Origin of the sequence: Chelatococcus asaccharovorans (assembly GCF_003201475.1) — a bacterium.
In the GTDB taxonomy this organism is placed as follows: domain Bacteria; phylum Pseudomonadota; class Alphaproteobacteria; order Rhizobiales; family Beijerinckiaceae; genus Chelatococcus; species Chelatococcus asaccharovorans.
In genome coordinates this window covers 181,804-202,859 of the sequence record NZ_QJJK01000010.1, presented here as the reverse complement: position 1 = coordinate 202,859, position 21,056 = coordinate 181,804, and the positions used below count along the sequence as shown (strand labels likewise).

The 21,056-nt window shown below is 63.3% G+C and carries 19 protein-coding genes; 15 read left to right on the top strand and 4 right to left on the bottom strand.

Annotated elements, in window-relative coordinates:
- Window positions 1-716: 716 nt before the first annotated feature.
- The 6 genes from C7450_RS23185 to C7450_RS23165 all read left to right on the top strand — a co-directional run bounded on the left by C7450_RS23185 (window position 717) and on the right by C7450_RS23165 (window position 7,197).
- On the top strand, window positions 717-944 hold the full coding sequence (locus C7450_RS23185) for a hypothetical protein (protein ID WP_110376838.1): 228 nt from the start codon (window positions 717-719) through the stop codon (window positions 942-944).
- Window positions 945-1,087: 143 nt separating this feature from the next.
- Window positions 1,088-2,062, top strand: a complete 975-nt coding sequence (gene ku, locus C7450_RS23180; RefSeq protein WP_110376837.1) for a non-homologous end joining protein Ku — start codon at window positions 1,088-1,090, stop codon at window positions 2,060-2,062.
- Between the two features lie 27 nt (window positions 2,063-2,089).
- Entirely contained in the window at window positions 2,090-2,821 is a 732-nt protein-coding gene (locus C7450_RS34715) for a DNA polymerase ligase N-terminal domain-containing protein (RefSeq protein WP_245450068.1), read from the top strand.
- Window positions 2,818-4,668 carry a DNA ligase D gene (gene ligD, locus C7450_RS23175; RefSeq protein ID WP_342588539.1) on the top strand — a complete coding sequence of 617 codons (1,851 nt, stop codon included), beginning with the start codon at window positions 2,818-2,820 and terminating at the stop codon, window positions 4,666-4,668. Before C7450_RS34715 ends, ligD begins: the two co-directional genes overlap by 4 nt.
- Window positions 4,669-4,800: 132 nt before the next feature.
- Window positions 4,801-6,414 (top strand): MBL fold metallo-hydrolase, encoded by a 1,614-nt coding sequence (locus tag C7450_RS23170; RefSeq protein ID WP_110376836.1) that lies wholly within the window; start codon window positions 4,801-4,803, stop codon window positions 6,412-6,414.
- A 264-nt stretch (window positions 6,415-6,678) separates the two neighbouring features.
- Window positions 6,679-7,197 (top strand): GNAT family N-acetyltransferase, encoded by a 519-nt coding sequence (locus tag C7450_RS23165; protein WP_110376835.1) that lies wholly within the window; start codon window positions 6,679-6,681, stop codon window positions 7,195-7,197.
- 272 nt (window positions 7,198-7,469) lie between these two features.
- Here C7450_RS23165 and C7450_RS23160 read toward each other — a convergent pair whose 3' ends face one another.
- Window positions 7,470-7,832 carry a winged helix-turn-helix transcriptional regulator gene (locus C7450_RS23160; RefSeq protein ID WP_110376834.1) on the bottom strand — a complete coding sequence of 121 codons (363 nt, stop codon included), beginning with the start codon at window positions 7,830-7,832 and terminating at the stop codon, window positions 7,470-7,472.
- Window positions 7,833-7,929: 97 nt separating this feature from the next.
- On the opposite strand from C7450_RS23160, the gene C7450_RS23155 reads away from it, so the two are divergent.
- Window positions 7,930-8,256, top strand: coding sequence for a nuclear transport factor 2 family protein (locus tag C7450_RS23155; RefSeq protein WP_110376833.1), 327 nt, complete (start codon window positions 7,930-7,932; stop codon window positions 8,254-8,256).
- Window positions 8,253-9,035, top strand: a complete 783-nt coding sequence (locus C7450_RS23150) for an SDR family oxidoreductase (RefSeq protein ID WP_110376832.1) — start codon at window positions 8,253-8,255, stop codon at window positions 9,033-9,035. The genes C7450_RS23155 and C7450_RS23150 overlap by 4 nt, the downstream gene beginning before the upstream one ends.
- 128 nt (window positions 9,036-9,163) lie before the next feature.
- Here the strand turns inward: C7450_RS23150 and C7450_RS23145 are convergent, their stop codons facing one another.
- Window positions 9,164-9,925, bottom strand: coding sequence for a LamB/YcsF family protein (locus C7450_RS23145; RefSeq protein WP_110376831.1), 762 nt, complete (start codon window positions 9,923-9,925; stop codon window positions 9,164-9,166).
- 204 nt (window positions 9,926-10,129) lie between these two features.
- On the opposite strand from C7450_RS23145, the gene chrA reads away from it, so the two are divergent.
- The 4 genes from chrA (at window position 10,130) to C7450_RS23120 (ending at window position 15,564) form a co-directional block, all read left to right on the top strand.
- Window positions 10,130-11,353: a chromate efflux transporter gene (gene chrA / locus C7450_RS23140; RefSeq protein WP_245450067.1), complete on the top strand. Its 1,224-nt coding sequence runs from the start codon at window positions 10,130-10,132 to the stop codon at window positions 11,351-11,353.
- A gap of 499 nt (window positions 11,354-11,852) precedes the next feature.
- A complete protein-coding gene (locus C7450_RS23130) occupies window positions 11,853-12,374 on the top strand; it encodes a (2Fe-2S)-binding protein (protein WP_110376830.1) in 522 nt (173 codons plus the stop codon).
- A gap of 3 nt (window positions 12,375-12,377) precedes the next feature.
- Window positions 12,378-13,364 (top strand): FAD binding domain-containing protein, encoded by a 987-nt coding sequence (locus C7450_RS23125; protein ID WP_110376829.1) that lies wholly within the window; start codon window positions 12,378-12,380, stop codon window positions 13,362-13,364.
- A gap of 4 nt (window positions 13,365-13,368) precedes the next feature.
- Window positions 13,369-15,564 (top strand): xanthine dehydrogenase family protein molybdopterin-binding subunit, encoded by a 2,196-nt coding sequence (locus C7450_RS23120; protein WP_110376828.1) that lies wholly within the window; start codon window positions 13,369-13,371, stop codon window positions 15,562-15,564.
- 242 nt (window positions 15,565-15,806) lie between these two features.
- On the opposite strand, the gene C7450_RS23115 is transcribed toward C7450_RS23120, so the two are convergent.
- Both C7450_RS23115 and C7450_RS23110 read right to left on the bottom strand, forming a co-directional pair.
- The gene (locus C7450_RS23115; RefSeq protein WP_170147382.1) at window positions 15,807-16,781 is read right to left on the bottom strand and encodes an amidohydrolase family protein; all 975 of its coding nucleotides are present in this window, start codon (window positions 16,779-16,781) and stop codon (window positions 15,807-15,809) included.
- A 465-nt stretch (window positions 16,782-17,246) separates the two neighbouring features.
- Window positions 17,247-17,999 (bottom strand): GntR family transcriptional regulator, encoded by a 753-nt coding sequence (locus C7450_RS23110; RefSeq protein ID WP_110376826.1) that lies wholly within the window; start codon window positions 17,997-17,999, stop codon window positions 17,247-17,249.
- Window positions 18,000-18,100: 101 nt separating this feature from the next.
- Between C7450_RS23110 and C7450_RS23105 the strand changes: the two genes are divergently transcribed.
- The 3 genes from C7450_RS23105 to C7450_RS23095 are packed head-to-tail and all read left to right on the top strand — an operon-like array spanning window position 18,101 to window position 21,055.
- A complete protein-coding gene (locus C7450_RS23105; protein WP_110376825.1) occupies window positions 18,101-19,471 on the top strand; it encodes an NAD(P)/FAD-dependent oxidoreductase in 1,371 nt (456 codons plus the stop codon).
- Window positions 19,472-19,501: 30 nt separating this feature from the next.
- Window positions 19,502-20,284 carry a transporter substrate-binding domain-containing protein gene (locus C7450_RS23100; protein WP_146227468.1) on the top strand — a complete coding sequence of 261 codons (783 nt, stop codon included), beginning with the start codon at window positions 19,502-19,504 and terminating at the stop codon, window positions 20,282-20,284.
- 51 nt (window positions 20,285-20,335) lie between these two features.
- Window positions 20,336-21,055 (top strand): ABC transporter permease, encoded by a 720-nt coding sequence (locus C7450_RS23095; protein ID WP_210206511.1) that lies wholly within the window; start codon window positions 20,336-20,338, stop codon window positions 21,053-21,055.
- Window position 21,056: the final 1 nt, after the last annotated feature.

The window sequence follows — 21,056 nt, the reverse complement described above, 5'->3', positions numbered from 1 at the left end:
GTGCCGTGGTTGCGACGCCGCGTCAACGCCGGCGGATGGATCGGCCTGGGTTGGCCGCACGACTCTGGTCCTCTCGCCAGGGGGTGCCGAATTGTTTGGCGTGCTCCCCTTGAACCGTGATCGCCGATGACGCGCGCGATCTCACTCGCCTGCGTCGTCCGGTCGAGACTACGGCATCACCGTTAGGGTCAGGACCCATTAATCTGGTTGAAATGGTGTGAAGCCATTTGGCCGGATACAAGAAGCGGAGGTGAAGGAAGCCTTTCGGCTTTCGAGCCCTCCGCGACGCAGTTGCCGGCCAAATGGACCACATCCGAAGGACGCCGAAACGGCTGCGACCTGCGGCGTCGAGCCACTCGGCCGATGGAACCCCATCGACCTTCGCGTCTCTCCTGGCATCTCTTTGCCGTTTCAGGCGCCATTTCCATCATATTAATGGGTCCTGACCCTAAGGCACATGGCCGGGAACCAGTGGAATGCGGGCTCGTTATTACCTCATGACCTCTGCCCGGGCTTCATGGAATGGGGTGCGTGGGGTGCCTTGGCTCTCCCGGCCGCCGATGGTGGCTGCCGTGGGCGCGAGGTGAACACGCGTGGAAGGGGCCGCACAGTATAGCGCCTGTTCGCTGGACATATCTGAAGGCCGGCCGCGGCGTCCTTCAACCGTGCATCACGAGCGACGTCCATCCGCATCACAGGCCTAAGGGAGACATGTCATGGCAACGGACGCCGAACTGCGCGCAGCGCACCAATCCGAGGGACTGAAAGGCGGCGATCCGATCCCGCCGCTCCGTGCTGATGATCACACGACTGAGGATCCAGCCGTTGAAACGCCGGTCGAGGCGCGCCAGGGGTTTCTTGATCGGCCGGTCCTTGTCGTGTTGGTCGTGGGCCTCGCCCTTGCTATGCTCGCATGGGTCGCGGTGGAGCTCTTTTCGCCATAGGGAGGGCTCCCTGGCGGGCGGATGACCATGGACCAGGACGCATCTATGGACCAAGGACGCATCGCGATCGAGGGCGGCGGCTCTTCCCATAAGCCCTCTGCGCGGTCGACCTGCGAAAGGCAACAGCAACGAGGGACGGTGTCATGGCTCCACGTCCGGTCTGGAAGGGCTACCTCAAACTCTCGCTGGTCTCCTGCGCGATCGAACTGACCGCGGTGACGGACCAGAGCGAGAAGGTCTCGTTTCGGATCATCAACCGGAAAACCGGCAATACCGTGCGCCGCCAGTATGTCGACAGTGTCACCGGCAAGCCCGTTTCCGACGATGATGAGGTGAAGGGCTACGAGATCGGCGACAACGAGTACCTTCTCGTCGAGGAGGACGAAATCGACTCCGTGGAGATTGAATCATCTCACACGACGGCAATCGAATATTTCGTCGACCGATCCGATATCCCGGATATCTATTTCGATACGCCCTATTATGTCACACCCGCCGACGAGGTCTCGGAAGAGGCCTACGCCGTCATTCGTCAGGCTATGAAAAAGGAAAAGAAAGCCGGCATTGCCCGCATGGTCCTTTACCGCCGCGAACGACCGGTGATGATCGAGCCCTTCGACAAGGGGCTGCTGCTCACGACGCTGCGTTACGACAAGACGGTGCGCAAGCCCGATGAGATCTTCGGAGAGCTTCCGGATGGAGAACTCAATGACGAACTGGTCTCGCTCGCCACCCATATCATCGACAAGAAGCAAGCATCCTTCGATCCATCGCACTTCGAGGATCGCTATGAAGAGGCCTTGCTGGAACTGATTGAAGCCAAGCGGAAGGGCCGGAAGCCGCCCGTCGTCCAGGCGGCGGAAAGGCCGGCCAATGTCGTCAACCTGTTCGATGCCTTGAAAAGGAGCCTGGCCGGGGAAGAGGAGGGGGCGTCGGCCCGAGGCTCGCGTGCCCGGACATCACCGACCAAGAAGTCACTGCCCAAGGCATCCTCCAAGACATCAGCCAAGGCATCATCCAAGACAGCATCATCCAAGGCATCATCATCCGGCAAATCCCCGTCCAGGGCAAAATCCGCATCCAGCACGAAATCCGCCAAGGCGAAGAAGAGCGCATGATCGCCGTCTGCGGACAGGAGGCTTTCGGTGTCCAGTCTCGACCTGTATCGCGCCAAACGTGATTTCAAAGCGACCCGCGAGCCGCAGGGCCGATCGGTGCGACGCAAGGCAAAGGCGCAGGGCGGGGCCTTCGTCGTCCAGAAGCATGCAGCTAGGCGGCTGCATTATGATCTGCGGCTTGAACATGATGGCGTGCTCTGGTCCTGGGCCGTGACCCGCGGCCCCAGTCTCGATCCCGACGAGAAGCGCCTCGCCGTTCATGTCGAGGATCACCCGCTGGAGTACGGCGGCTTCGAAGGCACGATCCCGCCCGGACAATACGGCGCCGGATCGGTCATCGTCTGGGATGAGGGCACCTGGTCGCCGGAGGGCGATCCGGCCGCCGGGATAGAGAAGGGCCACCTTTCTTTCACGTTGACCGGTCACAAGCTGAGGGGAGCCTGGCACCTTGTCCGGATGAAGCCGCGCCGGGGTGAGAAGCGCGACAACTGGCTCTTGATCAAGGCGGATGACGACTTCGCACGGCGGGACGATGACATCCTCGAGACCGCGCCCGATTCGGTCAAGACGGGCCTTTCTGTGGACGAGATCGGTCAGTCCGATACCCATGGCGGGGTGTGGACGCGTGCCGAGGCTGCCAGTAAGGGCAGCGCGAGCAAGACCCGAGAGCCCGAGATCCCAAGACCCGAGAGCCTAAAACCCGGAAAGCCGCCCTCAAAGCGGAGACAAGTCGCACGGTCAGCGTTCCACGGTTCATAGAACCATGCCTGGCGACTTTAGAGGACAAGGCGCCGGAGGGGGAGGGCTGGCTGCACGAGGTCAAGTTCGACGGCTATCGGCTGCAAGCGCGCGTCGTCGACGGCGAGGTTACCTTGCTGACACGCTCCGGCCTCGACTGGACCGAACGTTTCGGCAAAGACCTGCGCGAGACCCTCGCGGCCTTGCCCTGCGATCAGGCCCTCATCGATGGCGAGGTCGTTGCGCTCACGGAGGCGGGCATCTCGTCGTTCTCAGCGCTTCAGGCCGCGCTTTCCGAGGGCAGGGTCGGCGATCTCGTCTATTATGCGTTCGACCTGTTGTATCTCGACGGGGAGGATCTGCGCGATGAACCCCTCATCGCGCGCAAGGACCGTCTCGAGGGATTGTTGCAAGGCCTCGGTGCGGACAGCCGGTTGCGCTTCAGCGAGCATTTCATCGAACAGGGGCATGTCATGCTCAGTCATGCCTGCCGGATGGGGCTGGAGGGTGTGATTTCCAAACGCATCGACGCGCCCTATCGCAGTGGCCGCGGTCGTGACTGGATCAAGTCAAAATGTGTCCAGCGACAGGAGTTCGTTATTGCCGGCTATGTTCCCTCGACAGCCGGGCGCGCGTTGCGATCCATCGTCGTCGGGTATTACGAGGATGAAGCGCTCAAGCCCGCAGGGCGGGTCGGTACGGGTTTCACGGTGAAGTCAGCGGCCGCGCTCAAGGCGAAGCTCGACACAATAAGGACTGAAAGTTCGCCCTTTGCGGGGGCGGCCGCGCGCGAAAAGGGTATTGTCTGGGTCAAGCCGGAACGCGTGGCCGAGGTTGCATTCCGCGCCTGGACGGCCTCGAAGACGCTGCGCCATGCTTCCTTTGTCGGCCTGCGCGAGGACAAGGTCGCGGACGACGTGATCGCCGAGCAGACCGCCACACCCATCGCAACCAGACCCATCGCAACCAGCGGGCCACCGAGCAGCCGGCGTAAGGGGCGGAGCCAGACGATGCGGGCCACGACGAACGTCAAGCTCAGCAGTGCCGACAAATTGCTATGGCCGGAGGATGGCCTGACAAAACAGGGGCTGCTCGACTATTACGCGCGCGTCTGGCCCCTCATCCAGCCCTTTATCGTCGACCGGCCGCTCAGCCTGCTGCGCGCTCCGGACGGTATCGAAGGGCAGACGTTCTTTCAGAAACACGCATCGCCGGGCATGCACAAGGCCATCGCGAGAATGCGGGACAGCGAGGGCGAGGAATTGCTGTTCATCCGTGATTTCGACGGGCTGGCAGCGCTCGTGCAATTCGGGACCGTCGAGATCCATGTCTGGGGCGCGACCATCGACGCCATCGAGACGCCGGATCAGATCATTTTCGATCTTGATCCCGATCAAGGGATCGGTCTGCCTGAGCTGCGCGAGGCAACGCTGGCCGTGCGCGACCGGCTGGACGAGCTCGGTTTCAAGAGCTTTGCCAAGACGTCCGGCGGCAAGGGCTTTCATGTGGTCGTGCCGCTGAAGCCGCGGGCGGACTGGGGCCATGTCAAGGACTTCGCACGCGATTTCGCCAAAGCCATGGAGCAGGCCGAGCCGCGCCGCTACACGGCGACCCTCTCCAAGAAGGCCCGCAAGGGCCGCATCTTCATCGATTATCTGCGCAACGGGCGCGGTGCCACGGCGATCGCGCCTTATTCGACGCGGGCCCGCGCCGGCGCGTCCGTGGCGATGCCGATAGAATGGGCCGATCTGGGTCGAACCAAACCCGACACGTTTCGCGCAAAGGATATCCTGGAAGGCGCCTTGCTCGAAGACCGCTGGCCCGGGTTCTGGCAGCCATCGCGTGGGCTGTTGACCGACAAGGCGTAGCGCCGAGGAGAGTGCCGCAGCCCGGGCAAGGTTTTTGGCGGGGATGTGGACTTGATCGCGATTGACGAAGCGGGCTGATCCGTCCGAAATCGCCAGGACGCGCGGGCGATACGATCGAAAGGCCAGCAAGCTATGACGGGTGCAGCCGCTCAAGCGAGCAACAATCTTTGCATTCGCTTCCACGGTGCGGCCGAGGCCGTTACCGGATCATGCTTTGCACTGCAGACAGGGGATGCGCATATCCTCGTCGACTGTGGCCTCTTTCAGGGCTCCAAGACGGAAAAAGAGCTGAACTATCGGCCATTTCCGTTCGATCCTGCGAAGATCGACGCTGTCCTGCTGACTCACGCGCATATCGATCACAGCGGTCTCCTGCCCAAGTTGGCCAAGGATGGTTATCCCGGGCCGATATACGCCACGCCCGCGACGATCGATCTCTGTTCGGTGATGCTGCCGGATTCAGGCCACATCCAGGCCATGGAGGTCGAGCAGCTCAACCGGCGCAATGCCAGGCGCGGCCTGCCAAGCGTCCAGCCGATCTACGACGCGGAGCAGGCGACGCGGACACTCACGCAATTCCGGCCCGTGCCCTATGGATCATGGCGGGATGTGGCAAAGGGCATTCGGGCGCGATTCTGGAACGCCGGACACCTTCTTGGCTCCGCCTCGATCGAAGTGGAGGTCACAACTGGGCAGGACAAGCCGCTTCGGCTGCTCTTTTCCGGCGATATCGGCCCGAACCAGAAGCTCCTCGAGTCGCAGCCGACCGGACCGACAGGCCTGGACTATGTCGTCTGCGAGTCCACTTACGGCACCACCGATCGCCATGAGGCGTCTCCCGCGCGGCGGATAGAGGCCCTGCGCGCCGAGGTCGCGGCGGCGGTGCGGCCGTCGGGTGCGCTTCTTATCCCCTCCTTCGCGGTGGAGCGGACGCAGGAACTCATCGTCGACCTGGTCCAGTTGATGAAGGACGGCGCGATTCCCGACGCGCCCATCTTCGTCGATTCGCCGCTCGCCACCCGGGCGAGCGAGGTCTTCGCCAAGCATGCCGGGGAAATGGCGGCGGGTGAGAGGCTGCGCGACGCCTTGCAGGCCAAGCAGGTCCGGTTCACGGAGTCCGTGGAGCAGAGCATGGCCATCGGTCGCATCCGCAGCTTTCATATCATCATCGCGGCGAGCGGCATGTGCGAGGCGGGGCGCATTCGCCATCATCTGCGTAACTGGCTCTGGCGCTCCGATGCCACGGTTCTTCTGGTCGGTTACCAGGCACAGGGCACGCTCGGACGAATCATGCAGGACGGCGCGATGCGCGTGCGCCTCATGGGAGAAGAGGTGCAGGTCAGGGCGCGCATTCGCGCGATCGACCTCTACTCCGGCCATGCCGACGCGCCGGAACTCGCCGCCTGGCTCGCTGCGCGCCAGCCGATCGCCGGCAACGTCTTTCTCACCCATGGCGAGCTGGAGGCCATCGACGGGCTGAAAGCCAGACTGGCCGCAGACTTTCCGGCGCTGCAGGTTGTTGTCCCCGCGCTTGATGACGCCTTCGCGCTGACCGGCGCACCCGCCCGCCAGACGGAGCGCGAGCGCCCGGCACGCATGGCGCCTCACAGTGCCGGTCGGCCGGATTGGCACAACGACCTCTCGAGGCTCATTCTCGACATCAACGATACGGTCGCTGGGGCAGCCGACGAACGCGCCAGGGGGGTCGTTCTCAGGCGCCTGCGGCGGGCACTTGAGGCGGACTAAGGCGACGTCGCAGCGCGTCGTAGGTGAGCCAATACAGTGAGGAGCACGCGCCATCGGCACCATGTCGGAGATTGCACTCTCTTTGACGCGCATCAAGGACAGTCTCCTCCGGCGTGAGCAGTCTCTGGCTGAACAAGTCGGAAAATTCCCGGCTGTCGAAGGGGCTACAGTGCGCGCCGGTATGCTCGTCTATGCGGGGCACCGGTGGCACTGTCCCGACCCACGCATTTCAGCATTCGGCTGAGGCGTATTTGGAGCACCGCCATGACGCGCGAGACCTCGAACCACGATCTTGTCACCCGAACCGGCCTCGTGCTGCATGTGCGCCCCGTGCGTGTCGGCGACGAGAAGGACCTCGCCGAATTCTTCGCCCATGTGACACCTCAAGACCTCCGCTTTCGGTTTCTGGCGAGCATGAAGGAGGTCAGTCACGAGCGCCTCAGCGACATGACACATGTGGACCATCATCAGACAGAGCATTTCCTCGCCTTTGACCAGGACGGCCAATCGATCATCGCCACAGCCATGGTGGCTTGTGACGTTAATCTCGAGCGGGCCGAGGTGGCGATTTCCGTTCGCGCGGACGACAAGCACAAGGGTGTCGCTTGGGAATTGCTCCGCTATGTCGCCCGTTATGCAGAGGCAAAGGGCGTCAAGGTACTTGAATCGGTCGAGAACCGTGAAAACCGTGAAGCCATAGAACTGGAACGGGAGCAGGGCTTTATTGCGGTAAGCCATCCAGAAGATCCAAGCCTGGTGTTGATCCGCAAAAAGCTCAGCTAGAGCATTTTCGCGTTTCTCCGAATCGCGAAAATGATCCATGTCTTTGTTTTAGCGCATTTTCTTCACGCGAACCGGTGTCCACTTCGCTCGAAAATGCTCTAGAGCGCGTTTCGATCGGATTGCATCAGATCGGCGCTCTCACCTCCTTTATTTCAAGCATAATCTTATCGATCCTTGTTTCACTCCGGTCGGATTATGCTCGAGTTGAACGAATCTGACTCAATGAGGCGGTCTGTTCTCTGCGACGCCGCCTTCAATCTGGCGCCTATCGCTCAGTCCCGACGCGCGGCGGGTGGGCTTACGCCGTCTGTGCCTTCGCGCTGTGCCGCCCAGGTGAGCAGCGCGTCCAGAGCCGGGCACAAGGCCTGGCCCCAGTCTGTGAGGCAGTATTCGACCTTCGGGGGCACCTGATGGTGGACAATGCGGCGCACGATCCCGTCCTTCTCCATCTGGCGAAGCTGCTGGATCAGCATTTTCTGCGAGATTCCCGGAATTGCACGTTCGAGATCGGAGAAGCGCAGAACATGGCCACCAAAGAGGTGAAACAGGATCACCAGCTTCCAGCGCCCCTCAAGGAGCTTGAGCGCGTTCTCGACGCCCTCGGCTGCCGTCTCTCGCGTATAGGTGTGTTGCATACCTTTTCGTAAGTACCTTACTTTTCCGTGTGTTCTTGCACTTTAGGAAAGTTAGGCCATTTTCGAGAACCGGACAAGCTCAACCCGGAGATCGATCATGCCCCTCTCATTTCCCCAGCCCATAGCCGATTACTTTGCCGCGGATACGACGGATGGTGTGGCGGTTGCCAAATGCTTCACGCCCGATGCCGTTGTCCTCGATGAGAAGAAGACATACACGGGGCACGACGCTATCGCGGCCTGGAAGGCCGCGGCTTCCGTACAATACGATTATGTCGCGGAACCCGTGGCCATTGAGAATCAGGACGACAGGGTCATCGTCACCGCACATCTGACGGGAAATTTCCCGGGAAGCCCGGTCGACCTTCGCTACGCTTTCACGCTCTCAGGTGATGCGATTTCCCGGCTGGAGATCGTCCCATGAGCTTCGATCTTGGCCTTGATGGAAAACGCGCCCTCGTGACGGGCGGCACGAGGGGCGCCGGCGCTGCGGCCGCTCGCGCACTGGCGGCCGCAGGCGCGCGCGTCGCGGTAACGGCCAGAACGGTGCCCCAGCATGGAACGGGGACCATCCAATACATCGCGGCCGACCTGCTGACTGCGCAGGGGTGCGCCAAGGTTGCGGAGGAAGTGATCGCGACATTCGGCGGCATCGACATCCTCGTCAATATGCTCGGAGGATCGAGCGCGCCTGGAGGCGGCTTTGCGGCATTGACCGATGAGGAATGGCAAAAAGAGATCGATCACAATCTCATGCCCGCGGTCCGGCTCGACCGCGTGCTGCTTCCTTCGATGATTGCGCAGGGAGCAGGCGTCATCGTCCACGTGACGTCGATCCAGCACGAACTGCCCCTGCCGGAATCGACGACGGCCTACGCCGCAGCGAAAGCGGCGCTATCGACCTATAGCAAGAGCCTGTCAAAGGAAGTGACCCCCAAGGGGATCAGGGTGGTTCGCGTGTCGCCGGGCTGGATCGAGACCGACGCCGCCGTGGCGCTCGCGGAACGGCTCGCGAAGGACGCCGGGACTGACTATGAGGGCGGCAAGAGGATCATCATGAATTCGTTAGGCGGAATTCCGCTTGGTCGACCGGTCAAACCAGACGAGGTCGCCGATCTGATAACCTTCCTGGTATCCCCGCGCGCCGCGGCCATAACCGGCACCGAATATGTCATCGATGGAGGGACCGTGCCCACCGCGTGAGGCGTGAGAAACCCGTCCCCACCGCGCTTTGGCAGACGCGGGCGCCTTGGCGGTCGCGGCTCCGCTCTGTGAGGGTTCGATGTCCTGCCCGGACGGTGGGGCCGTGGGTGATGGCTGGATGAGGACATTCAGCCCGCATAACGGGCGATGGTAACACCCTGCGCTTCCAGCCTGTCGCGAAGCGTACGGGCCAAGGCGACGGCATGGGGGTTGTCCCCGTGGACGCAGATGGAATCGATCTCGACCTTCAGCGTCTTGCCGTTGACCGAGATGATGGCGCCGGCGTCGAGCATTCGCATCACATGGCTGGTTGCGTCGTCGGGATCATGCAGCACGGAACCGGGCTTGCCGCGGTCCGTGAGATTGAAACTGTCGTCATAGGTTCGGTCAGCATAGATTTCGCGAAAATAGGCCAAGCCCACCTTCTCCGCTGCGCGCTCGGTCGGCAGGCCCGGCATGACGAGAAAGAGCGTGTCGGGCGCTGCCGCCTTGATGCCGCGAGCCGCCGCCAAGGCGAGGGGTTCGTCGTCATTGCACATGTTGCCGAGTGCACCATGCGCCTTCACATGCGTCATGCGATGACCGGCGAGCCCGGCCACCGCGGCGAAGGCACCCACCTGGTAGGCCACCAGATTCTCGACCTCGCGCGCAGTCAGGCCCATGATGCGCCGTCGCCCGAAATTGATCAGGTCGGCGAAGCCGGGATGGGCCCCGACTGCAACCCCCTTGGCCTTTGCGATCTCGCTCGTTCTGCGCATGATCTCGGGATCGCCCGCATGGAAGCCGCATGCGATATTCGCGGTCGTCACGATCTCGAACATCGCGGCGTCATCCCCCATCGTCCAGGGGCCGAAACTTTCGCCGACATCGGCGTTGAGATCGATCTTCATGGCATGCACCCCGCGATTTGCTTTTGATACATACGCCAATGCCCGAGGCACGAAAGGGCCAGCGTCGCAAAATGTCAGATCTGATGCCGCCTGCTTGCCGGCCTGGCCGCACAGGGCCTTACGGCCGCTCTACGGCGATGATAAATCCGTCATAGCCCCAAGGCACCCTGCGGGCCCGCGAATTCACCGAAGAGGCGATCAGGGATGGATGATGTGACGATGGGCCACGGCGCTGGACACGCGAGTCATGGCTCGGCCGGCGAAGTGTTCACGGCCTTCCTCAAGCTCGGCCTCACCTCCTTCGGCGGACCGATCGCGCATCTCGGGTATTTCCGCGACGAACTTGTCCTGCGGCGCCGATGGATCGACGAGAAAGGCTATGCCGATCTCGTCGCCTTGAGCCAGTTCCTGCCAGGCCCGGCGTCAAGCCAGGTGGGCTTTGCGCTCGGGCTCCTGCGCGGCGGCCCGCTCGGCGCATTGGGAGCCTGGACAGCCTTCACCCTCCCGTCGGCCATCCTGCTCGTTCTCTTCGCCTATGGCGCGGCAGCGTTCGGCGGCCCCATCGGCAGCGGCATCATCAGTGGCCTGAAGATCGTGGCCGTCGCCGTCGTGGCGCAGGCGGTCTGGGGGATGGCCAGGAACCTCTGTCCGGACCGCCAGCGCGCGACCATTGCCCTCGGAGCCGTGCTGATCGTCCTACTCGTCGCGGGTTCGTTTGGGCAGGTGGTGGCCATCGCCGGCGGCGCCCTGGCCGGGCTCCTGGTCTGCCGCACGGGACACGCGGCGATCACAAGCCATATCGACTTCCCCGTCTCGCGGACGTTCGGCGTCATATCCCTCACGCTCTTTGTCGCCCTGCTGTTCGCGCTGCCCCTGGTTACGGCCGCCACGTCCTGGCAGGGGCTCGCCGTCTTCGATGCGTTCTACCGTGCGGGCTCACTCGTTTTCGGCGGTGGACACGTCGTGCTGCCGCTCCTCGAAACCGAGGTGGTGGGCCGCGGCTGGGTCAGCCACGATCAGTTTCTGGCGGGGTATGGTGCGGCGCAGGCCGTGCCCGGGCCGCTCTTCACCTTCGCGGCCTATCTGGGCGCCGTGCTGGGGCCAGAGCCCCATGGCCTCATCGGGGCTGGCATCGCGCTGGTCGCCGTGTTCCTGCCGGGCTTCCTGATCCTCATCGGCGTCATTCCGTTCTGGGATAGCTTTCGCAAGGGTGAAAGCGCGCAAGCCCTGATGCGCGGCGCCAATGCCGCCGTCGTCGGCATCCTCGGCGCGGCCCTCTACGATCCGGTCTTTACCAGTGCGATTGTTGGCGCCCGGCCGTTCGCGCTGGCGCTCACCTGCTTCGTGCTGCTGATGGCGTGGAAAGCGCCCCCCTGGGTCGTCGTCATCGTCGGCGCGGCGGGTGGCGTTCTGATCGGCCTGGCCTGACGCCTAGAGCAAATCCGGCTTAGATGGAATCGTTTGATCCCATCTAAGCCGATGAATTTGCTCGTCATTTTTTGAGCGGAGCAAGTCCGCAAAAGACGGACTTGCTCTAGTGGTGCGACTTCGACATTTGCATCCGCCTCATACGCACCCGACGGCCACGGCATCTTCGTGCGCCAGCCGCCGGTCGTGCTCGACGACGGCGCCTGGCTTATCCCGGTCTTCCACTGCGTCAGCGTGCCCGGCACGAAATGGGTCGGGGACCGCGATGTCAGCGCCGTACGCATTTCGACAGACGAGGGACGAAACTCCGGCTTTTCAAAGCGTCCGCCGGCACACAGCCAATTCGCCTTTTTGCGCGATTTTGCACGTCTTAACGCCTCAAATTCTGCCGCCACGCGCACAATCCGGTGGGTGCGCAACCGTGCCGCGGCTCGACGATCCGATGATCGCGTCACCCCGGTAACGGTCGAGCTTACACGCCGCGACACGGAGGCATGAGATGACGGGCACGGTCACATTATCCCAAGCGCAACCGCGACGGGCCACTGCCAGCCTTAGCGTCACACTGATGGTGAATGGCGCGATCCATGATCTTTTCATCGATGTGCGCACGAGCTTGCTCGACGCTTTGCGCGAGCATATCGGTCTGACCGGCGCGAAGAAGGGGTGCGACCATGGTCAGTGCGGTGCTTGCACCGTACATATCGACGGTCGCCGCGTCGTTTCCTGTCTGACGCTCGCGGCGCAAGCTCAAGGCTACGACGTCGGCACGATCGAGGGCCTTCAAGGCGTCGATGGCGCGCTGCATCCGATGCAACAGGCCTTCATCGATCACGACGCACTCCAGTGCGGCTACTGCACGCCGGGGCAGATCATGTCCGCGATCGCTTGCGTCCAAGAAGGGCATGCCAAATCGCTCGATGAAATCCGCGAATACATGAGCGGCAACCTCTGCCGTTGCGGCGCCTATGTCGGGATTGTCGCGGCGATCGAGGACGTCGCGGCCAGGACGCAGGGGTAAGCCATGCAGCCGTTCACCTATGTCCGCGCATCCAATGTCGGCGACGCCGTGAAAGCCCTCAGCAGGGGCGCGAAGCTGCTCGCAGGTGGCACGACGCTCTACGACCTCATGAAACTCCGGATCGAGCGACCCGAGCGAATCATCGATATCAATCACCTGGGCGAGTTGAAGCACTTCGACACCTCGGGAGAGCGCGAGCTCGTGTTCGGGGCGCTCGCGCGGATGAGCGAGGTGGCCGCCGACGCCGGCCTCGTCCGAGACTATCCCGCCATCTCCGAGTCGCTTTGGCGTGCCGCCTCCCAGCAACTGCGCAATATGGCGAGCCTCGGCGGTAATCTGTTGCAGCGCACGCGGTGTCCCTATTTCCGGGGCGGGGAGCCATACGCCTGCAACAAGCGCGACCCTGGCAGCGGGTGCGCTGCCGCTGAAGGGCTTGACCGCGGTCAGGCGCTTCTGGGCGCGAGCCCTTCTTGCAGCGCGGTGTATCCGGGCGACTTCGCCGCGGCCCTCGTCGCCTTCGACGCCGAGATCGACGTCGTCGGCCCGGGCGGTGAACGGGTGCTTCCGTTCGAGGAGCTGCATCGCGAGCCTGCCGACACGCCTCAGAAAGAGACCACGCTTGAGCCCGGCGAGATGATCGTTCGCATCCGTATCCCGGTCACGCCGCTCGGTCGGGCCTCGACCTTCCTGAAGGTTCGAGATCGCGAATCATACGCCTTCGCGCTCGCTTCGGCGGCGGTGGCGCTCGAGATGGACGGCGATGTGGTGCGCGACGCTCGCGTGGCCGTCGGCGGCCTTGCCACTCGGCCCTGGCGTGCGCGGGCGGCCGAGCGGCTGCTGATCGGCCGCCGGTTCGACGAGAGCGCAGCGCGCGCTGCGGGCGAGGCGGCGCTCGACGGCGCGATCCCTGGTCGTTCCAACGCCTTCCGCATCGAGCTCGGTATTCGCACCGTCACAGACGCATTGATGACGGCAAGACAGAGGGCCTGACACCATGACCGACGTTCCCTTCCCGAACGTTCCCCGCGAGGATGCCCGGCAAAAGGTCTGCGGTGCTCCAATCTTCGGCGCGGATAGCCCGCGGCCGGGCCTGCTGCATGCCGCGCTTGCAGTCTCCACCATTCCGAAGGGACGCATCCTCGATATCGACACGCTGGCGGCGAGCGCCACCCCCGGCGTGCGTCAGGTCCTGACACATCAGGACCTGGCTGACTTGCAGCTTCCGGGCTTCCTCCTCGGCGGCTACGGCTTTCAAAATTTTCAACCGTTGCGCTCGCCGGACATCGCCTACCGAGGTCAGCCCATCGCAGTCGTCGTTGCCGACACCTTCGAGGCGGCGACCGAAGCGGCGGCGCTGGTCCGCGCAACCTACGCGGCGGAGGCGTTCTGCCCGACCATCGATTCCCCTGGCGTGGACATCGTTGACCAGGCCGACACACCCATGGGCCAATTTCTCACGGAGCCCGTCGCCGCCGACGCCGACGCGGCTTTCGCGGCGGCGCCTATCAAAGTCGACATTGAACTCAAATGTCCGGCGCAGCATCAAAATCCCATCGAACTCATCGCCACGGTGGCCGAGTGGGAAGGCGACACGCTCATCGTCCATGAAGGCACGCAGAACGCTGAAGGCGTCCGCCACGGCCTTGCGCGCGTCCTCGGGATCCCTGCCGGGCAGGTGGAGGTCATCTCGCCGTTCGTCGGGGGCGGCTTCGGCCAGAAGAACTCACTCCAGATGCAGACTGCGCTCGCCGCTGCCGCGTCGCGACGTGCAGGCGCTCCCGTGAAGCTGGTCGTGCCGCGGACCCAGCTCTTTCAAGGCGCGAGCTTTCGTCCCGCTTCCCGGCATCACGTCCGGCTCGGCGCCGACGTCTCCGGCACGTTGCTTGCGGCCATCCATGAGACGGACGCACAGTCCTCGCGCATCGACTTCTTTCCCGGTGAGTATGCGGCGACCAGCGCGCGTCTTTATGGCTGGAGCGCGTTTCGCGGCCTTCATCGGCTGATACGCACGGACACGCAGACGCCGGGCTTCATGCGCGCGCCCTTTGAGCATCCCGCTTGTTTCGCGATGGAAACGGCCATGGACGAGCTTGCCTATGCAATCGGAATGGATCCTGTCGACCTGCGTCTCGCCAATGATACGATCCTTGATCCGATCACCAAGCGCCCATTTAGCTCGCGTCACGCCGGTACGTGCCTGCGGCGCGGCGCCGAACGCTTCGGCTGGCAGGCCCGGAGCGCAGAACCTCGGTCCATGCGCTCAGCCGACGGCTCTTTCGTCGGTTGGGGCGTGGCGCTCGGCGCCTATCCCGGCATGATGGTCTCGAACGTCGTGAGGCTGACCGCCAATAGTGACGGTGGCGTCGAAATCGCCATGGGGGCCCATGAGATGGGACAAGGCATGCGAAGCGTGATCGCGGCCGTGGCGGGCCGTAAGCTCCGGATCTCGCCCGGCGCGGTCACCGTTGTCATCGGTGACACACGGGCCGCTCTACAGCAGCCGACGGCGGGCTCCTGGGGCTCGGCTTCCGCCGCCCTGGCCATCGAGGCTGCCGCCGACGCGATGTGGAAGGCGCTGGCGAAGCTTACGCCTGATGGTGTCGTCGAAGGCAGATCCCCATCGGAGATCCTAAAGGCCGCAGCCAGGGATTCGCTCGATGTCGAAACCATGGTCAAGCCGCCGGGCCAGCCGGACGATGTCTTTGGTCTTCTTCGTTCGGGCCTCGTATCCCGGGCCGGACCGGTCTTCGACGATTGCGTCTCCTTCAGCTTCATCGCTCATTTCGTGGAGGTCCACGTGGAGCCCCGGCTGAGGCGCATCCGTGTGCCGCGTGTTGTCAGCGTTGCCGACTGTGGCCGCGTGATCAGCCCGCGGACGGCGCTGAGCCAGGTGCGCGGCGGTGTCGTGTGGGGGATCGGCGCGGCACTGCGTGAGGCAAGCGAAACGGATCCGCGCTACGGCGGTTTCTTGAACGCGGACCTTGCCGAATATGCGATCCCCGTGAATGCTGACATCGGCCGGATCGACGTGGAATTTATCGACGAGCCTGATGGTCTGCTGGAGAGCGGCGTCAAGAGCCTCGGCGAGGTGTCGCTGTGCGGCGTGGCGCCGGCGATCGCCAACGCCGTCTTTCACGCGACAGGCCGGCGTCTGCGTGAGCTGCCGATTCGCATCGAGCACGTGATGTAGGCGTCCGCGATATCGAGCACCGGAGATTATCGAAACACAGCGGACCGCCGGTCGCCCGGTCACCCCAGCTCCTCCTGGGCGGGGATCCGTTCGCATCCCGCCACCCTTTCCTGCACCCAGCTGGTACGAGACGATCGGCAAACCGTGCGCGCCGCGAAAGTGAACAGCCCAGGGCCGACACGGGCCGGCGCCCCGGTCGCAGAAGGCGGTGCACGGGTACGGAGTTCAGTCACGACCGTTAATCAACGGGCCGGGACTGCGCCGGCTTGGGAAAGTTTCGCGCCGAGCAGTGCCATGGCGTTTTCGCTGTAGATCCGCTCCACATCCTGAGCGGACAGACCCGCTTGGCTGATGTAATCGACAGCAAGTTGGTAGAGATCGCCCTGCCAATATGGGGTATCGGTCCCGAGCAATAAGCGGTCCGCCCCAAAAGTTTCGCACGCACACCGAAGCGCCGCTGGATGTGCATTCACCGTATCAAACCAGAGATGCTTCGCTTCCACGCTCGGTATCACCGTGCTCGTCATGAAAACGGGCGCCTGCACGTCGATTCGCTTCGATAGGAACGGGAGGCATCCGCCCAGATGGGACGAAATGAATTTTATCCCTGGAAAACGCTCGGGAACGCCGGCCCGTATGAGCTGCAGGACGCAAATCGTATCTTCGAATGGCGAGCCAAGCGGGCCATCGAGCCTGGAGTTCGTGACCAAGCTTGAGGCGAGGCCTACACTACCAGGGTGGATGAACACGACAGCCCCACGCCGATCGAGTTCGGAGAACAGGCCATCGAACCAGGAATCCGCCAGCGGCCTGCCCAGGATGGTCGTGGACACCGTTACGCCGATCATCTCCAATTCGTGGAAGCAGCGATCCATTTCAGCGATTGCGGCGTCGATATGCGGCAGCGGCAAGGAAGCGAACGCGGCAAAGCGGTGACGGCCTCGCTTCACAACCTCCGCGAGGATGTTGTTGGCGAGGCGCGCCGCGTCCAGGCTTTGGTCCGGGTTCTGAAAGTAGGGGTCCTGAGGCGAGACGGACAATATCTGAACGTCAACGCCCGCCTTGTCCATCATCGCCAGGCGCCGGTCGATATCCTCGGACGTGTCACCGGCGTGAAGACCACGCGCAATCGCGGTGCCGACGCCTGTACCGCCGAAGCTGTCCAGCAGGTCCAGATAGGCAGCAGGATACAAATGGGCGTGAACGTCGATCTTCATGTCGGCCTCACCGTCTTTGCTCTCCGGGCGGTTGCCTCCGCGGCCGTGCATGACGGGGCGATCCATGCAGAGCCTTTGGCGCGAGCAATGTTCAGTCTTCCGGTCAGCAAAGCGAGTTAAGAGTTGTAAACTCCTCTGCGGTTGGCCTGGACGCCCAATGTCGGTGGCAACTGCCGCCTCGCGGAGACGGCCTATGCGCTGCCTGCTTTCCTCGGGATCGGCGCTGCTCTCGCGAAGCCGGATTGGGGCAAGATGCTGTTCGCATATTGCATGCTCGCCTCCCACCATCCGATGCTGGTGGCATGGCATAACACGGCTTGGCTTGGCCATTGCAGCAACGGCAGGCTGTGGCGTGCAAATGAAGGAGCTGGGCGGCGCCGCTCGGCTCGTGTCATCCGCGCCGAGGTGCCACCGCTTCCGCGCCTTGTTGAATGTTCGGGCTCTCGCCCCGTCGCGGACCCTGTTTCAATCGGTTGCCGGTTGCTCGACAGGACGCGGTTCGAACATCTCGGCATGATCCTTGAGCAGGATCGGCAGTGCGTCCAGAAGTTTGGTGGTATGATGTCGCGTCAGCGCCTCGGCGACGTCGGCGTTGCCCGCCGCGACGGCCTCGAGGATCGCCTCGTGCTCGCGGATATTGACGGTGTAGAGGTGGACATAGCTCGGATCACGGGCCTTCGCCCTGCGCAGCTTCAGATAGCGGATACGGTCGATCTGGACCCTGTGGTCATCGACGATCTTCCAAGCCAGCTCGAACCCGGCGGCGGTGATGACGAGGCGGTGAAATTCGTCATCGAGCCGCATGAAGCGCTCGATCTCGTTGTTCTCCGCTGCCGTCTTCTGGAGCGCCACGCAGTAGCGGAGCTCCTTGAGCGCCATGGGCGTCGCATGCGCACTGGCACGGCGCGCCGCGGCGCATTCGAGAGCCTCCCTGACGAAGCAGGCCGCCTCGACCGCGGGGATCGAGATCCTCAGAACCTGGGTGGCCTTCTGCGGCAGGGAACGGATCAGACCCGTATCCCGCAACTGCAGCAAGGCGTTGCGGACGGGGTGCCGGCTCAGGCCGAACGCATCGGCAAGATCCTGTTCCGATAGTTTCTCACCGGGCGCGATGTCGAGTCGGACCACGGCGTCCCGGATGACGCGTAAGAGCTGAGCTGCAGCGGCCTCCCCCGGAGCAAGCGGATACCGGTCTGCAAGCCACTTCAACGCCGTCATGCATTCTCCCGCAGCAGATCGCTTTCCACCTTGTTGACATAAAAACGTCACTATGCGCAAGTGGGCCACTAGTCGCCTAGTTGTGCAGAGATTGGTGCCCGATGTCGCCGCCCGTCCAGAAAGTCGTTTCGAATCCGCAACTGCCCAAAAAGGTCGATGTCGTCGTCATCGGCGGAGGCATCGCGGGCGTCAGCACTGCCTTCTTTCTTGCCCGCCGGGGGATATCGGTCGCTCTTTGCGAGAAAGGCGAGATCGGCGCCGAGCAGTCGAGCCGGAACTGGGGCTGGTGCCGCACGCTCAGCCGGGATCCGCGGGAACTGCCACTGGCGATCGAGAGCCTCAGGCTCTGGCGGCAGATGAACGCGATGACCGGCCGCGAAACCGGTTTCCGCCAATGCGGCATACTCTCGCTTTGCGCGACGGAAGCGGAGATGGCCGATGCGCGCCGTGCCGACGACGAAGCCAGGCTTTACCAGTCCGACGCCCGCATGATTGGCCCGGAGGCTATTCAAGCACTGGTGCCGGGGACCGACCGGCCCTGGATCGGCGCGCATTTCGCTCCGAGCGACGGGCGTGCCGAACCTGCGCTCGCAGCCCCGGCGATCGCCGAAGGCGCACGTGACGCGGGGGCCTGCATCCTGACCGGCTGCGCTGTTCGCGGTGTCGAGACGAAGGCCGGCGCGGTTTCAGGAGTCGTCACGGAAAAAGGCACGATCGCTTGCCAGTCAGTCGTCCTTGCGGGCGGCGTCTGGTCGCGTCTTATGTGTCACAGCCTGGGCCTGCGCCTGCCCCAGCTCAATGTTCAGGGCAACGTCATGCGGACGGCGCCGCTGGAGGGGGGGCCTGAGGTCTCGGTCCGAGGCCGCGGCTTCGGCCTGCGCAAGCGCCTCGATGGCGGCTACAATATTGCCTACGGTCTCTCGAATGAAGCGCAGATCGTACCCGACAGCTTCCGGTATCTGTTCGACTTTCTTCCGCGTCTGATGATCGAACGGAAGTCGATCCGGCTTCGCATTGGCAAGCGCTTCCTTCAGGAGGTGCTGGATGCGCGCAAATGGGGGATGGACGAGGTCTCGCCCTTTGAGCGGACACGGATTCTCGACCCAAAGGTCATTCAGTCGGACATGGATGCCGCGCTACGCAACCTGCGCGCCGCATTCCCCGTCTTCGACAAGGCTGAGATCGTCGAATCCTGGGGCGGACTGATCGACGCGACACCTGATGCCGTTCCGGTCATCTCCGCGGTTGACGAGTTGCCGGGCTTCTTCCTGAGCACAGGTTATTCCGGACATGGTTTCGGCATCGGGCCGGGCGCCGGCCGGCTGACCGCGGACATCGTGATGGGGGCACCGACCGTCGTCGATCCCGCTCCGTTCTCTTTCAACCGGTTGCGCAAGGGTTCGAAGCCCGTGCTCAAGCAGGACCTGCGCCGGAACTCGCTGCAGTCGCAGGGGATCGGCGGAGCGAACTGACGTTTCCATGAAAAGCAAGGGGAAAAAGACGTGGTGAAAGCACTGACGAGAGTGTTGGCGGCCCTGATGCTGCTCGCGGCGGCATCGGCGGCATCGGCGGCGTTCGCTCAGGATACGCTGCGCTGGGGGTACAACGCGGCGCCATTCCCGCCCTGGACGAACAAGAGTCCGGCCGGCGAGTGGTACGGCTTCGACATCGACATCATGAATGCGCTCTGTTCGGAGATGAAGGCGAAATGTGAGATCGTCCCGGTCGCATGGGACGGTATCATTCCGGCGCTCCAGGCCAACAAGATCGACATCATCTGGTCGGGGATGTCGATGACTGCGGAACGCGAGAAAGTGGTCGACTTCACAGACCGCTACCGTCGCGGACCTGCGGCCTTCGTAGCGCCAAAGGCGATGAAGGTGGAAATCACCGCGGCAGGTCTTAAGGACAAGATCGTCGCCGTGACGAAGGCCACGAATTTCCAGCGTTACCTTGAGCACTATTACGGCAGTGCGGCAAAGATCAAACTCTACGATACACTCGACGATGCAACCGCCGATCTCGTCGCCGGCCGCAACGATGTCGTCATGGGCGACATCCTGCAGTTGACGATCTTCATGAAGAATGCCCCCGGCCAGCCTTTCGAGATCAAGGGCATCACACCCGTCGATCCAATTCTCGGCCGCGGCGCAGGCGCCGGCGTGCGCAAGGGCGATACTGTCCTGAAAGATCGCATCAATGCGGCGCTCGCCGCCATCCGCAAGAGCGGCGAGTATCAGACGATCGCGAAGAAGTATTTCGAGCACGATCCCTACGGCGAATAGTGCGAAACGGCGAGCCGGCATCGCCGGCTCGCCTGAAGAATGGCGGTTGGGATGCAGTTCGACTTCTCGACGTTCTTGGTGCTGATCGGCTTTGGACCGATGGGCTGGGGCGCGCAACTCCTGCGCGGCGCGGCGACGACGATCGAGATATCGGTCGCGTCCTATGTTCTGGGATTGGCGCTCGGCCTTGTCGGCTGCTGGGCCAAGCTCTCCGGCGGCCTGATCGCGACAAGGGTCGCCGAACTCTACACGACACTCGTGCGCGCCATCCCGGCGCTGCTCCTGATCATTCTCCTCTACTATACCGGCACGTCCATGTTCGACGCCGCGATGGGGTTGGTCGGGCTTAAGGGACGCATCACGCTCAGTGGTTTCGCCACGGTCGTCTTCGCGCTCGGGTTCATCAAGGGCGCCTATATGACCGAGGTCTTCCGCGGGGCGATGGTGTCGACCCCCAAGGGAATCCATGAGGCGGGCAAGGCGCTCGCATTGCCGCCGCTGATCCGCTTCCGCCTCGTGACCTTTCCGCTCATGCTGCGGATCGCGCTGCCTGGCCTCGGAAACCTCTGGCAATCGGCCCTGAAGGACTCCGCGCTCGTGAGCGTTGTCGGCTTCGAGGAGCTTCTGAACGTCGGCAAGATCGCGGCAAGCCAGACGAAATTCTATCTCAGCTTCTTCCTCCTGGTCGCCGCGATGTTCCTGGCCATCTCCTTGATCTCAAACCTGTTTATCGACCGTCTGGAACGGCGTCTGAATCGGGGGTTCGTCTGAG

Bases quoted from the DNA above. Each gene is read 5' to 3' on its own strand.
- C7450_RS23185 (WP_110376838.1), top strand. From the start codon at position 717: ATGGCAACGGACGCCGAACTGCGCGCAGCGCACCAATCCGAGGGACTG.
- ku (WP_110376837.1), top strand. From the start codon at position 1,088: ATGGCTCCACGTCCGGTCTGGAAGGGCTACCTCAAACTCTCGCTGGTC.
- C7450_RS23170 (WP_110376836.1), top strand. From the start codon at position 4,801: ATGACGGGTGCAGCCGCTCAAGCGAGCAACAATCTTTGCATTCGCTTC.
- C7450_RS23165 (WP_110376835.1), top strand. From the start codon at position 6,679: ATGACGCGCGAGACCTCGAACCACGATCTTGTCACCCGAACCGGCCTC.
- C7450_RS23160 (WP_110376834.1), bottom strand. From the start codon at position 7,832: ATGCAACACACCTATACGCGAGAGACGGCAGCCGAGGGCGTCGAGAAC.
- C7450_RS23155 (WP_110376833.1), top strand. From the start codon at position 7,930: ATGCCCCTCTCATTTCCCCAGCCCATAGCCGATTACTTTGCCGCGGAT.
- C7450_RS23150 (WP_110376832.1), top strand. From the start codon at position 8,253: ATGAGCTTCGATCTTGGCCTTGATGGAAAACGCGCCCTCGTGACGGGC.
- C7450_RS23145 (WP_110376831.1), bottom strand. From the start codon at position 9,925: ATGAAGATCGATCTCAACGCCGATGTCGGCGAAAGTTTCGGCCCCTGG.
- chrA (WP_245450067.1), top strand. From the start codon at position 10,130: ATGGATGATGTGACGATGGGCCACGGCGCTGGACACGCGAGTCATGGC.
- C7450_RS23130 (WP_110376830.1), top strand. From the start codon at position 11,853: ATGACGGGCACGGTCACATTATCCCAAGCGCAACCGCGACGGGCCACT.
- C7450_RS23125 (WP_110376829.1), top strand. From the start codon at position 12,378: ATGCAGCCGTTCACCTATGTCCGCGCATCCAATGTCGGCGACGCCGTG.
- C7450_RS23120 (WP_110376828.1), top strand. From the start codon at position 13,369: ATGACCGACGTTCCCTTCCCGAACGTTCCCCGCGAGGATGCCCGGCAA.
- C7450_RS23115 (WP_170147382.1), bottom strand. From the start codon at position 16,781: ATGAAGATCGACGTTCACGCCCATTTGTATCCTGCTGCCTATCTGGAC.
- C7450_RS23110 (WP_110376826.1), bottom strand. From the start codon at position 17,999: ATGACGGCGTTGAAGTGGCTTGCAGACCGGTATCCGCTTGCTCCGGGG.
- C7450_RS23105 (WP_110376825.1), top strand. From the start codon at position 18,101: ATGTCGCCGCCCGTCCAGAAAGTCGTTTCGAATCCGCAACTGCCCAAA.
- C7450_RS23095 (WP_210206511.1), top strand. From the start codon at position 20,336: ATGCAGTTCGACTTCTCGACGTTCTTGGTGCTGATCGGCTTTGGACCG.